8 protein-coding genes are annotated in these 14005 nt (G+C 70.0%); all 8 read left to right on the top strand.

The features are described 5' to 3' along the window. The first annotated feature begins 139 nt into the window (after positions 1 to 139). Genes ACWEKS_RS13365 through ACWEKS_RS13330 form a run of 8 tightly spaced genes read left to right on the top strand, consistent with a single transcriptional unit; the run spans position 140 to position 14000 of the window. Entirely contained in the window at positions 140 to 418 is a 279-nt protein-coding gene (locus ACWEKS_RS13365) for an acyl carrier protein (protein ID WP_452340307.1), read from the top strand. Continuing rightward, positions 415 to 1512 carry an acyl-CoA dehydrogenase family protein gene (locus ACWEKS_RS13360; RefSeq protein WP_452340306.1) on the top strand — a complete coding sequence of 366 codons (1098 nt, stop codon included), beginning with the start codon at positions 415 to 417 and terminating at the stop codon, positions 1510 to 1512. The genes ACWEKS_RS13365 and ACWEKS_RS13360 overlap by 4 nt, the downstream gene beginning before the upstream one ends. Continuing rightward, positions 1509 to 2489 (top strand): 3-oxoacyl-ACP synthase, encoded by a 981-nt coding sequence (locus ACWEKS_RS13355; RefSeq protein ID WP_452340305.1) that lies wholly within the window; start codon positions 1509 to 1511, stop codon positions 2487 to 2489. The genes ACWEKS_RS13360 and ACWEKS_RS13355 overlap by 4 nt, the downstream gene beginning before the upstream one ends. Continuing rightward, positions 2489 to 3514, top strand: coding sequence for an HAD-IIIC family phosphatase (locus ACWEKS_RS13350; protein WP_452340304.1), 1026 nt, complete (start codon positions 2489 to 2491; stop codon positions 3512 to 3514). Before ACWEKS_RS13355 ends, ACWEKS_RS13350 begins: the two co-directional genes overlap by 1 nt. Next, the gene (locus tag ACWEKS_RS13345; RefSeq protein WP_452340303.1) at positions 3511 to 5343 is read left to right on the top strand and encodes a non-ribosomal peptide synthetase; all 1833 of its coding nucleotides are present in this window, start codon (positions 3511 to 3513) and stop codon (positions 5341 to 5343) included. Before ACWEKS_RS13350 ends, ACWEKS_RS13345 begins: the two co-directional genes overlap by 4 nt. Further along, the gene (locus ACWEKS_RS13340) at positions 5340 to 9740 is read left to right on the top strand and encodes a condensation domain-containing protein (protein ID WP_452340302.1); all 4401 of its coding nucleotides are present in this window, start codon (positions 5340 to 5342) and stop codon (positions 9738 to 9740) included. Before ACWEKS_RS13345 ends, ACWEKS_RS13340 begins: the two co-directional genes overlap by 4 nt. Further along, positions 9737 to 10582, top strand: a complete 846-nt coding sequence (locus ACWEKS_RS13335; RefSeq protein ID WP_452340301.1) for a 3-hydroxyacyl-CoA dehydrogenase family protein — start codon at positions 9737 to 9739, stop codon at positions 10580 to 10582. The genes ACWEKS_RS13340 and ACWEKS_RS13335 overlap by 4 nt, the downstream gene beginning before the upstream one ends. Then, entirely contained in the window at positions 10569 to 14000 is a 3432-nt protein-coding gene (locus ACWEKS_RS13330) for an amino acid adenylation domain-containing protein (protein WP_452340300.1), read from the top strand. Before ACWEKS_RS13335 ends, ACWEKS_RS13330 begins: the two co-directional genes overlap by 14 nt. Positions 14001 to 14005 lie beyond the last annotated feature (5 nt).

The raw sequence follows: 14005 nt of genomic DNA, 5'->3' as shown, positions 1-14005 counted from the left end.
GGACCCCTCTGCGTGGCATCCGTGCCGGTCCGCCCGTGAAACCCGGGGCTTGTCCGGGAGAACCCGCGATGGTGTCGTGGTCTACGCGGGAGGACGGGTTGACGTGCTCGCTGTGAGAGGTCGTTGAGAGGGAGTGTTGGTGGAGGATCTGGCGCGGGGCGTGCGGCATCGGGCGGAGCTGACGCAGGAGTTGCTGGCCTACTTCGGGTCGATGGCCGAGATCGAATTGGCGCCGGAGGACGACATTTTCGCGCTCGGACTGGTGAATTCACTGCGGGCGCTGGAGATTGTCGTGCACGTGGAGAACACCTACGGGATCTCGGTCGATGTCGATGATCTCGAGCTCGACAACTTTCGGAGTGCCGCGCGTGCGGCGGCCTTCGTTGTCCGAAAGCAGGGCGGGGACAGCCACTCGTGATCGACGTGGACGACCTCGTGCAGGCTGCGGCCCGCGATGCGGCACGGTGGGATCGGGACGGTCTGCCCGACGAGATGATCGAGCTTGCGGCTCGGAATGGGCTGCTGGGAGCGGATCGGCCCGCGTGCTTCGGTGGTGCGGAGCTCGATGCGCGGGAGCTCGGGCGATTGGCCGCGACGCTCGGGCACGCGTGCACCAGCCTGCGTTCGCTGGTGACCGTGCACGGCATGGTGGCCGCGGCGGTGGATCGGTGGGGTACGGCCGCGCAGCGCGAGGCGTGGCTGCCCCGGCTCACCGCCGGTGAGGTCATCGCCGCGCTGGCGGCGACCGAAGTCGGCGCCGGAACCGAGTTGTCCGCTGTCACTACGGCTTTCGAGCCCGAGGGCACGGATATCCTGGTGTCCGGTACCAAGCTGTGGGTGACCTTCGGTCAGCGTGCGGACGTCTACCTCGTGCTCGGTCGAGCGCCGGGTGGACTGTGCGCCGCACTGGTGGATCGGGACCGGCCCGGGGTCGGTGTGGAACCTGCCGAGAGCGGTCTCGGGTTGCGCGGCGCCCGGCTGGCGACCGTCCGGTTCGACCGCGTGCGCATACCCGCCACCCAGCTGATCGCACCACCGGGGTTCGGTCTGTCCCATGTCCTCGGCACCGCATTGGATCACGGCCGCTACACCGTCGCCTGGGGCGGTGTCGGGCTGGCCCGCGCCTGCCTCGGCGATGCGACCGCCCATGCGGTCACCCGCGTCCAGGGCGGCACCGCGCTGGCCGAACATCAGCTGATCCGTGCGACGCTCGGCCGCTGCTGGGCGGATGTGGAAGGCGCGCAAGCCCTCTGCGAACGCGCGGCCGATGCGCGGATCAAGGGATCGCCCCAGGCGCTGATCTTCACGATTGCCGCCAAATACGCCGCCGCCGGTGTCGCGGCGGCGGTCAGCGAACGGGCCGTGCAGGTACTCGGCGCGGCGGGCTGCGCACCGGACAGCCGGATCGGGCGCTTCTATCGCGACGCCAAAGTCATGCAGATCATCGAGGGAGCACAGGAGGTCGCCGAGGTGGCCATGGGCGAGCACGTCATGCGGGGTGCGCGATCATGAACGAACGCGTGCTGCTGGGTCCGGTCGCGACCTGGTTCCCGGACCGGATCGCCGCGGTCGCCACGCTCGCGGAGTTGGCCGATCTGCCCCCGAACCGCCGGGAACACGCCCTGGCCCTGGGCATCGACACGGTGCGCACCGCTGACGACATGACCGAGGTCGATCTCGCCGCCGAGGCGGCACGCGCGGCGCTGGACGACGCCGGTCTCGCGGCCGCCGAGCTGGACGCGCTGATTCTGGTCACCGGCCGCGCGCCGCAGTACCTGCTCGCCTCGGAAGCGACCCGGCTGCAACACCGCCTCGGCGCGGCCCGCGCCTTCACCACGGCGGCCGGGGACCTCGGCTGCGTATCCGTCTCCGCCGCACTGACTCTCGCCGCCAGCCTGGTTCGCGCGGATGCCCACTGCCGCAATGTCCTGGTGGTCACCGCCGCCAGGACGCCCACCCGGAATCGCTACCGCGCCCCCATGACACTGCTCGGTGACGGTGCGGCCGCACTGCTGGTCACCACCTCCGGCCCCGGCCGCTGGGAGTTCGTCGACCAGATCGTGCGCAGCGAAGGCAAATACGCGGACCTGTTCCGCATCGACTACCGCGATGTCGGCTCCGGCGAGTGGGCCGAGGTATGCGCGGACGAGTCCACCTACTCGTTCCGGCTCGCGGTCGAGAGCAAGAAGCGATTCGACGCCATTATTCCGGAACTGCTGCGGCGCAATGGCATTCGAGACGGAGAGGTGGGACCGATCCTCATGCAGAACCTGTCGGCCGGCGCCTTCGCCTTCTGGGAGGAGGCCCTGGATCGCCCGGTCGACAAGGTCTGCCGGACCAATCTCGCGGCCTACGGCCACCTGGGCTCGATGGACATGATGATCAATCTGGAGGCTGCCGCGGCCACCCGTGCACCCGGTGCATACGCGCTGCTGTTGAACAGCAGCCCGGTCGCCGCGTGGAGCGCCGGCCTGCTACGGAGGGTGTAATGGCGGCGACAGTGAAATGCCTGGTCTGGGATCTCGACGATACGGTGTGGCCCGGCGTTGTACTGGAGTCGGACGGCGGCACGCCGAAACCGGAAGCGCTGCATGCAATCCGGACACTGGATGAACGCGGCATCCTGCATGCCGTCGCAAGCCGTGGCGAACCAGATGCGGCCACAGCGCATTTGCGCAAGCACGGTATCGAGGACATGTTCTCGGCCGTCGAGATCAGCTGGGGACCCAAGTCGGAGGCCATTCGCCGGATCGCCGAATCCCTCAATATCGGCCGGGACACGATCGCCTTCGTCGACAACGATCCGTTCGAGCTGGCCGAGGTGGCCGCTGCCTTCCCGGAGGTCCGATGCTATCCGGCCGACCGGATCGCCGAACTCCCGGACCTTCCCGAATTCAGACCGGCCACAACGTCATCCGAGGCAAGGCAGCGCCGTTTGCTGTATCGCGCGGAACGGGAGCGCACGACATCCGAAGCCGAATTCAGCGGCTCGGACGCGGATTTCCTGGCCTCGCTGGATCTGGTCATGACCGTCGGCGAGGCGACCGAGGCGGATCTGGTTCGCGCCCACGAGCTGACCGAACGCACCCACCAGCTCAACACCACCGGCGTCACCTTCGACATGGACGAGCTGCGGGCATTGTGCGCGTCCCCGCGTCACGAGGTGCTCGTCGCTGCCCTGACCGACCGTTTCGGCGGCTACGGCACGATCGGGCTGGCGGTGACCGAACGGCGCGGCCCCGATGCGGTTCTGCTCCTGCTGCTCATGTCCTGTCGGGTCATGTCGCGCGGCGTCGGCACGACTCTCATCGCCGAGGTGGTGCGCCGTGCCCGCGCGGCCGGTTTGCGGCCTGCGGCGGAATTCGTCGCCACGCCACGGAATCGGGTCATGCTCGTGACTTTGCGCTTCGCCGGGTTCGAAGTGGCCGAGAAGGACGGCGATCGCATCCTGCTCGTGTGCACCGTGCCCGCCGAAAACATCGGCGGCACCGGCCATGTCGAGGTGGTTCGATGAGCGTGGATCTGCTCGGCGGCCTGATGTGCCAGTTCGAGCGGGTGCCCGATCGTCTCGCGGTCGTGGTCGGGGATCGGTCGCTCACCTACCGCGAACTGGACACCGCGACAATGGCTCTCGCACGCCGCCTGCTCGTGGCCGGGGTGCGGCCCGGGCAGACGGTTGTCGTCTACCAGCGGCAGACCCTGGACACCGTGATCGGCATGATCGCGGCCCTGCGCGCCGCCGCGGCCTGGTGTGTCATCGAACCCGGCCACGGCGGCGAGTCGTCGCTCGGTGCGGCGCTGGCGGCAATGGACTGTGCCGCGGTGATCATCGACGGCCGGGATCCGCTCACTCCGGGCGATACGGCGGCGGCGCTGGCGGACGCGACGAATGGTCCAGCGGTGATCGACATCGCGGCGCGGGTGGATCCACCCGGGATCCCGCTGCCCGGCCCGCCGCCGCGGCTCGCCCCGGCCTACGCCATCACCACCTCCGGCTCCACCGGTGTTCCGAAGGCGGTGGTCGTCTCACGCGCCAACCTCGCCACCCAGATCGGGTCCCGGAACAATGCGCACACCGACGGTGCGCTGGTCACCTTCTCGGCCCTGCGGCTGATCTGGGACGGTTCCCTGCTGGGTGTGGTCTGGCCGCTCGCGGTCGGCGGCACCAGTGTGTTCCCCGATTACCGGATGGTGCGAGATGTCGACGCCGTCGCCGAACTCGCTCGCAGCCGACGTGTTTCGCACTTCATCGCGACGCCGTCGTTCTATCGGCTGGCGCTGCCACGGCTGGCCGAGCTACGGCCGACGCTGCGAACGGTGATCCTGGCCGGGGAGGCGGTCCCGCCGCACCTGGTGGACGAGCACCGCGAAGTCCTGCCCGCCGTGGCGCTGCACAACGAATACGGCCCCACCGAGGCGACGATCACCTGTATCGGCCCGTACGTCGCGGACACGCCGCGGCAGGTCGTCCCGATGGGCAAGCCGGCCGCGGGCACGACGGCTCACCTGCTGGACGACAAGCTGCGCCCCGTGCGCCGCGGCACTCGCGGCGACCTGTACCTCGGCGGCGGGCAGATCGCCGACGGTTATGCGGCCCGTCCCGGACTGACCGCGTCTCGATTCGTGGCCGACCCCTTCGCCACCGAACCGGGTGCTCGCATGTACTTCACCGGCGACCTCGCCCTCGCGGACGAGAACGGCGACATCGAATTCCACGGCCGGGTCGACACTCAGGTGAAGGTCCGTGGCGTGCGGATCGAACGCGGCGCGGTGGAGGCGGTGCTGGAAGACCATCCCGCCGTGCGTGAAGCGGTCGTGCTGCCCGTCGCCGATGTCGACGACTCGGTATATCTGGCCGCCTTCTGGGTGCCGCTGGACACCACGGCGACCCCGCCCGCATCGAGCACGCTGGCCGGATTCTGCGCCGAACACCTCGTGCCGGAAGCGGTTCCGGCACGGTTCGTGACCGTCGATGCCCTGCCCATCACGCCGGGCAGCAGCAAGCTCGACGAGGCGGTGTTGCGCGCGCTGCTGACCGGTTCCACGGTCCGGCCGGCGGTGTCGCGGGACGACTGGACCGAGACCGAGCGTGCCCTCGGCGAGATCTGGTCGGAGGTGCTGCTGCACGACGAATTCGATCGCGCGGACCGCTTTCTCGACGTGGGCGGCAACTCCCATCGCGTGGTCGCGCTGCACATGCGCCTGCAGGCGCGCTGGCCGGGCGCCATCTCGGTGGGCCTGCTGTTCGATCTGGACACCGTGGCCGCGCAGGCGGCCGCACTGCCCGCCGACCTGTTACAGCCCGCCGCACCGGCGGACGTTCCCCTGGCATTCGAAGTGTGAAGGACATCGTGACCGCACCCGCACCACGCGACGGCGACATCGCCGTCATCGGCATCGGCGCGCGCTTCCCGGACGCGGCGAACCTCGACGAGTTCCGCGAGAACCTCGCCGCCGGCAGGGATTCGATCGGCCCCATGCCGGAGTCTCGCGCCTCGGCGACCGCCCTGGACCGCCGCGTCCGGTATCTGCCCATGGGGCACCTCGTCGATATCCACACCTTCGACTACGCGTTCTTCGGCCTCTCCAAACGTGAAGCGGCCCTGATGGATCCGCAGCAGCGGATCGCCCTGGAGCTGGCGCACCGCGCCATCGAGGATGCCGGCTACGCACCCGCCACCCTGCGCGCGGCCACCACCGCGGTGGTGTTCAGCGCGCCCATGCCCAGCTATCACGCCATGGCCGTCGACCCGGGCCCCCTTGCCATGCTGGGCAATCTGCCCTTCGGCGTCCCCGCCCGCATCGCACACCTGCTCGGCTTCGACGGCCCCTGCTACGCCGTCGACAGCGGCTGCAACGCCTCCCTCATCGCCGTCCACCACGCCTGCCGCGAATTGCGCAGCGGCGACGCCGACTACGCACTGGCCGGCGGAGTCAGCGTCCGCGCGCACGGCGCTCCGGCCTGGGCTTTGCAGACCATGACCGAGATCGCTTCACCGAGCAGCCGGGTCCGAGCCTTCGACGCCGACGCCGACGGCACTGTCCCCGGCGAAGGCGGTGCGGCGCTACTGCTGACCACGCTCGAGCGTGCCCACGCCGACCGTGCTCCGGTCTACTCGGTCATCCGGGGCAGCGCCGTCCTGCACAACGGCCATGCCGCCGCAACCATCAGCACCCCCAGCGCCGCCGCACAGGCCCGGGTCATCGCGCGCGCCTGGCGCCAGGCCGGTGCCGATCCCCGTGATGCCGGATACCTCGAAGCCCACGGCTCCGCCACCCGGCTGGGCGACGCCATCGAACTGGAGGGCCTGCGCACCGCGTTCGGCGAGCGCGCCACCGTCCTCCCGATCGGATCGGTGAAGACCAATATCGGCCACCTCGATCACGCCGCCGGTGTGGCCGGCCTGGTGAAGGCCGTCCTGTCGGTCGCCGGCGGACAACTCTTCCCCTCTCTCCATTTCCACCGTCCCACCGGCGATCTCGACTTGGCCGCGGCCGGCCTCGAGGTGGTCACGCAACCGAGACCGTGGCGGAGCGACGGCCCGCGCCTGGCCGGTGTCAGCTCCTACAGCCTCGGCGGCGCCAACGCCCACTGCGTCGTGCAGCAGGCCCCCGATGCGGTACCGCAGCCGGAAGCCGAACCGGCCGAGGCGAGTCGCGAGCCGGTGTCCCGGCTGATCGGGGTTTCGGCGCGGACGGCGACTGCGCTCGCGGACCTGTGCGGCTCACTGGCGGGGCGTATGCGGGACGATTCGATCGATCTCGCGGATGTGGCGTTCACGCTCGGCCGGGGCCGTGCGCACTTCGGCCATCGCATCGCGGTATGTGCGAGCAGCACAACGGAATTGGCCGATCTGCTCGAAACACGCGGCGCTGCCGTCGATTCGGACGGTGTGCAGCCGGTCGCGCCGCGAGTGGCGCTGTTGCTCTCGCCGGGTGCTCGGCCGACCGGGCAAGGTGGCGCCGCACTGCCGGAACAGCTGCCCGCGAACGGGGAGACGGCCGCGGTGCTCGCGGCACAGCTCGCGGTGCACGATCGCTTGCGGGCCTGTGGGATTCAGTTCGCGGCCGTGCTCAGTGGGGGCGCGTCGAAGTTCGCGGCACGCTATCTGCTCGGGTCGCGGGAGCCTGTCGACCCGGGCGAAGTGGCTGTTGCCGCGGAGACGCCCGCGGTGGACCGGGCGCGTCTGCTCGCGGCGGCGGAACTGCTCTTGCGAGATGGGCCGGTCGTCTTCGTCGATCCCAGCCGGGACGGCATGCTCGGGCGGTACCTCACCGAGGACCTCGCGGGTCGTGCGGATGCCGAGATCCTGTTCGGCTCCGCCGATTCCGCGGGGGCGCTCGGCATCCTGGGGCGGCTCTACGAGCGTGGAGTGGATCTCGACTGGGCGCGGGTGCAGGACGGGACCGGTCGCAGGATGCGGTTGCCCGGGCACCCGCTGCACGGCACCCGGTGCTGGGTCGAACCGCCCACTGCGGCACAGCATGCCGAGATCGCGTCCGAGCCCGTCGAAGCTGTCGCCGCGCCCGAACCTCCGGTGGTCGCCGTGCCGTCGGATGCGGCGGAGTGGTTGCGCGCAGTGCTGCGCGAACTGCTGCACGCGGAGACCGAAATCGGGCTGGATGACGACTATTTCGATGTCGGCGGCAATTCGATCATTGCCGTGCAGTTGGTCGAGCGGGTGGAGGAGGCATTCGGGTTCCGGCCGAAACTGCTCGATGTGTACGAGCGGCCCAAGGTGGCCGAGTTCGCGGACCTGCTGCGGGAAGGGGCGCGCCCGGCGCCCGAGGTGATGCCGGGAGCCCGCGGGCTGCCGGCCATTACGCGCACCGACGAGCTGGTCATGTCGCCCGGGCAGGAACGGATGTGGTTCCACCATCAGCTCGTTCCGGACACCACGCTCTACAACTATCCGGTGGTCAACGTGCTGCGCGGGCCGATCGACGTCGACGCGGTCAAGGGAACATTCGAGGATTTCGCGGAGCGACACGAACCGCTGCGCTACAACCTCGTCGAGGTCGACGGTGTGCCGGCGGTGCGAGTGCGGCCCGCTCTCGGCGAGTTCTTCAGGGTCATCGATGTGTCCGGTGCAGGCGATCCGGTCGCCCGGGCACGCGAGCTGCTCCGGGAGGCCGCGGCCCGGCCGTTCGATCTGGGCCGCGACCCCATGGTGCGGGTGCTGGTGGTCGAGCTCGCTCCGGATATGCATGTGCTGCAGGTGGTGTGCCATCACTGCGTCACCGACGGCCAGACGCCGGGGATTCTCGCGCGCGAGATTCCGGTGCTCTATGCCGCCCGGCGGGAGGGGCGCCCGGCCGAGCTGGAACCGCTGCCGATCCGCTACCGCGACTACGCGCGCTGGCACCGGGAGCTGCTCGACTCCGGCGCGCTCGAGCACGAGCTCGAATACTGGACGCATATGCTGCGTGGCGCGCCGAAACTGCGGCTGCCCACCGACTTCCCGCGACCAGCGCGCAAGACGTTCGCCGGTGAGCTGGAGCCGTTCACGGTGCCGGCGACGCTGCTCGCCGCGGCCCGCACGGTCGCGAAGCGGGAGTCGGTGTCGCTGTTCGTGGTGCTGCTGTCCGCCTTCTATCTGCTGCTCGCCCGGCGCAGTGGTCAGCGCGACCTCGTCGTCGGCACGCCGACCACCGGCCGCACCCGCCGCGAGCTGGAAGGGCTGATCGGCTTCTTCAACAGCACCGTCGCGCTGCGCGCCAACCTCTCCGGTCCCGCGACGCTGGGCGATCTGCTCGAACGAGTGCGTGGAATCGTGCTGGGCGCGTTGGAGAATCAGGAGATCCCATTCGAGCGGGTGGTCAATGCCCTCGACGATCAGCGCGACATGTCCCGCACCCCGATCTTCGATGTGCTCTACGTCCACCAGGACCTCACCGGCGCCGGCTCGGCCAACCCGCTCGGCGGCGGGGCGACGGAGTTCTTCGACTCCGAGCACACCATCCACAATGCCTTCGGCGGATTGCCGCCCGGCACGGCCAAATTCGACCTCAGCCTGATCACCTACGATCGCAGCGACGACCTCGACATGCTGGCCTGCTTCGAGTACAGCACCGAGCTGTTCACCCAGCGCACCGCCGCGGGGTTGGCCGCGGCCTACCTCGAGATCCTCACCGAGGTCGTGGAGTCGGCTCCGGCTCGGTCGATCGAGGAACTGCTCGTCACCGTGCCATCGCCTGCCGGCGTGGATTCGGCGGAACAGGCTGTGGCACTGGATATTCCGACAGATCGCCCGCGCGGAACCGGCTCGGCCCGATACACGCCGGGGACGGTGCGCGAGCGGCTCGATGCCGTGCCGGGCGATGCGGACCTGCTCGCCGCCTGGGCGGCACTGCTGAGCTGGTACTCCGGCTCCGATGACGTAGTCGTCGGCTCGGCTACCGGTACCGCCCGAATGGACTTCGCCGACGAACCCACCGGGGCCGAACTGCTCGAACGAACCGTCGCGGAGTTGGCCGCGTCGGCCCAGGGTGACAGCCGGGCCGGGGCCATCTGGTTCGGCGACACCCCGCCGGACACTGCGGAACTGGCGCTCGACCGGGATCCCGGTGACCGTGTGGTCCTGAAACTGGCGTACGCCACAGAACTTTTCGACGAATCGACCGCGCAGCAGATGCTCTCGGATCTGACCCGGCTGCTGCACGGCCTGCTGGCGGCACCGAATGATCCGGTGCCGGATATCGCGGTGCGCTGCATCACGGAAACGGAGGTGACCCGATGACCGGAGTCGTGGCAGTGATCGGCGCGGGCACCATGGGCGCCGGCATTGCACAGTGCCTCGCGCAGGCGGGACGCGATGTCATTGTGGTCGAACCCGATCCGGCCGCCGTGGAGCGGGCGCGCCGCGGCCTGAACGAAGCGGTGCGCCTGGCGCTGCTGCTGGGCCGCGGTGATCGGCGGACGGCGCTCGAGACTGCTCGCCGGGTGCGCTGGACCGACCGCCTCGATGACCTCGACGCGGTCGAGTTCGTCATCGAGTGCGCGGTCGAGCGGATCGAATTGAAAGAGAAGCTCTTCGCCGAACTGGACCGTATCTGCCCGGCCGACGCCGTGCTCGCCTCCGCGACGTCGGCCATCCCCATCGCCCGGCTGGCCGCCGCGACCGGTCGCCCCGATCGCGTGCTCGGCCTGCACTTCATGAACCCGGCCCCGCTGACCGATGCGGTGGAAGTCGTTCGCGGGGCACAGACCTCGGCCGGCACCATGGCGCGCGCCACCGAACTGCTCACCGCGCTCGGCAAGGAAGCGCTCGTCGTCGGCGACCGCCCCGGGTTCGTCATCAACCGCCTGCTCATGCTGAGCATCGCGCAAGCCGCCGCCACCCTCGACACCGGTACCGACGCCGCGACGGTGGACGCCCTCTTCGAACGCTGCCTCGGCCACCGCATGGGTCCGCTGCGTACCGCGGACCTGATCGGCCTGGACAACGTCGCCGACACCATCGAGGTGCTGCGGCACGAGACCGGCGAGGACCACTACCGCATTCCGCCCGCGCTCGCGACGCTCGTCGCCGCAGGACATTTCGGCCGCAAGACCGGACAAGGATTCCATGACTATCGTTGAGACCACCCGCATCGCGACGGCCGGACCGCAGGTCCCCAGTGATGCGCAACGCGCCGCCCTGGCGGCCGGTGATCGCTATGTCGACCTGTACATCGAACTGACCGGCTCGGTGGACGCGGACGCCCTGCGCCGGGCCATCGACGCCGTCATGACGGAATGCCCGTTGGTGCACAGTGTGTTCCGCGATGACGCCGGCGCGATCCAGGTGTCCCGGAACCCGCCCGCCCCGACTGCCGTGCTCAGCGCCGACGGGACGGATCCGGGAGATTTCGTCGCCGAGTGGATCGTGCACGAACGTGCGCGCTCGATGGATATCGCGCACGGGCCGCTGTACCGGCAGGCCGTCTTCCGATTCCCCGATGGCCGACTCGGTTGGTACCAGCGCTATCACCGCCTGGTCAACGACCACCCGGGAGCGCTCGCGATCCTCGCGCGAGTGCGCGACCTCCTGGCCGGTGCGACCACCACCCCCGGCACGAATCCGCCGTTCGGCGCGACAGCGGACCAGCTGGAAAACGAGCGCCGATACCGCGAATCGGGCGCGTGGTCCGCCGACCGGGACTACTGGGAGCAAACCCTCGTCGATGCCGCCCGGCCCGAACCTGCCGCCGCGGGTATCGCGCCTTCCTCCGGTGGTACGCCGGACGAGGCGGTCTGGGCAGCGGTGGGGGCAGCGGCGGAGCTGACCCGGATCGCGCGTACGTGCGGCGGCGGTGCGCCTGCGGTGGTGCTGGCGGCGTTGGCCGTCTATGCGTCTCGCCTGGCGTCTGCGGGGGAGTGCGTGCTCGCACTCGATACCGGGGAAACGACGGTGCCGCTGCGGATTCCGGTCACCGCGCAGGCGGGGTTCCGCTCGATCGCCGAACAGGTGGGGCGGGAGCTGCGCAAGGCACGGCGGCACAGGTTCATCCCCGATATCGATGAGCCGTGGGTGGATTCGCCGGTGCACGGGCAGTGGCCGCTCACGGTACGCATGCTCGGCGGTGTGGCGGTCGACGGTGTCGGCACGGCATCGGTGACCGAGTGTTTCGGGGGCGGCGACGAGTTCACCGTGTGCGTCGACGATCGGGCGGCCGGTGGCTGGCGGATCGCCGTTCCCGGAGCGCATCGTTCGCACCGGGACCGGCTGGTTCGGCTGCTGGAGCAGTTGGTCCGCACGCCGCATACGCCCATTGCCCGGATCGACATCGCCGCACCGGGGGAGATCGAGCATCTCATCGGCAGTCCCCCTGCCGACGTGGTCACGGCGTCCACGACACTCGCGGCTCTGTTCGCCGAGCAGGCGGCCCGCTCGCCGGAGGCGTCGGCGATCGTCGGACGCGATCCCGGCATGACCTACGCGGACCTGCACGGTGACTCGAATCGGCTGGCGCGCAGGCTGATTACCCTCGGCGTCGGGCCGGAACGAGTGGTGGCGCTCGCTTTCGGGCCATCGGCCGAACAGATCCTCGCGGTGCACGCGGTGCTGGCAACCGGCGCCGCATACCTGCCGCTGGACCCGGAGCATCCGCGTTCGCGTCATGCTCAGGTGCTCGACATCGCACAGCCGGTGTGTGTCCTCACCACGCGGCGGGACGGGTTCGACGCTCCCGATGGCGTCCGGGTGATCCACATCGACGAACTCGACCTGGCCGCCGACTCGGGCGCCACGGTCACCGACGACGATCGCGTCGCCCCGCTGCGTCCGGAAAACCTGGCGTACGTGTTGTTCACGTCCGGCTCCACCGGGCAGCCGAAGGGCGTGGGCGTCACCCACGCGGCGGTGTGCGCTCATCTCACCTGGATGCAGCACCTGCACCGCCTCGACGACACCGACACGGTCGTGCGCAAGACCGCCCTGACATTCGATGTCTCGGCCTGGGAGGTGTTGTGGCCGTTCACCGTCGGTGCTCGGGTCGTGGTCGCCGGGGCGGGTGCGCACGGCGATCCGAGCGAGCTGGCGCGAGCGATCTTCGACCACGATGTCACCACGGTGCAGTTCACGCCGTCCACGCTCGCGGCGCACCGGCAGGCGGTGGCCGCGCCGATGGCGCCGAGTGTGCGTCGCATACTGCTCGCCGGTGAGGCGCTCACGCCCGCACTCGCCGCAGCTCTGCCGACTGTCGCTCCGGGCGCCCGCTACGACAATCTCTACGGTCCGACCGAGGCGACAGTCGCCGTCACCCGGCACGCGATCGGTGAGAGCGGCATTGCCGCAGTGCCCATCGGTGCACCCGCGTGGCGGGTCCGTGCCCACGTGCTGGACGCCTTTCTGCGGCCCGTTCCGGCGGGCGTGCCGGGCGAGCTCTACCTCGGTGGCGCGACGCTCGCGCGCGGCTACGTGCGCCGGGCGGGGCACACCGCCGCACGTTTCGTCGCCGACCCGTTCGGTGATTGCGGGCAGCGGCTCTACCGCACCGGTGACATCGTGCGGTCCACCGGTCACGGCGAGCTGGAGTACCTCGGCCGCAGTGACTTCCAGGTGAAGCTGCGCGGTGTGCGCATCGAACTCGGCGAGCTCGAATCGGTGCTCGCCGCACAGGAATCCGTGGCCCAGGCGGTTGCCATCGTTCAGGACGCCGACCCTGCCGGTGGGGCCGGTGGTCGCCTGATCGCCTATGTCACCCCGGCCGCCGGGCACAGCATCGATCCGCACGCTCTGGACCAGCGGTTGCGTGCCGTACTGCCCAGGCACCTGGTGCCCGCCGTGATCATCGGTCTACCCGCACTGCCGGTGAACCGTTCCGGCAAGGTGGATCGAAAGGCCCTGCCCGCACCCGATGTCGAGACGGTGGCCTTCCGGGCCCCGCGCACCGACACCGAAACCGCGCTCGCCGCCGCCTATGCCGAGGTGCTCGGCCGGGACGGCATCGGTGTGGACGAATCCTTCTTCGCGCTCGGCGGCGACAGCATCATGTCGATCCTGCTGGTGTCGCGGGCACGGTCGCGCGGTATCGCGGTGACCGCGCAACAGGTCTACGAGCACCGCACCGTCGCCCGCCTGGCGGCCATTGCCGAAACCGCGGGCGGAGAGGAGATTCCGCCGCTCGCCGAACTTCCGGGCGGCGGCGTCGGCGAATTACCGCTCAACCCGGTGCTCCGGTTCCTGGTCGAGCGCGGTGGCACCTTCGACCGTTTCTGCCAGTCCATGACACTGGACCTGCCGGCCGGAATCGACCGCGGTGCACTGGTTTCCACCCTCTCCGCCGTCGTCGATCACCACGACATGCTGCGCTCGCGGCTCTACCGCGACGGCTCGGGGGACTGGCATGCGCGGGTCACGCCGCCGGGCAGCGTCGATGTGGACTCCCTCGTCCACCAGGTTGCCTACGACGCCGGCCTCACCGGTGATGAACTCGGGGCACTCGCCGAATTCGAACTGAACGCGGCCATCGACCGGATCGACCCGTCCGTCGGCGCGGTACTGCGGTTCGTCTGACTGAC

Source organism: Nocardia sp. NPDC004711 (genome assembly GCF_053601595.1).
Note: the sequence above shows the minus strand (reverse complement) of the source record. Positions and strands in the feature narration are given on the sequence as shown.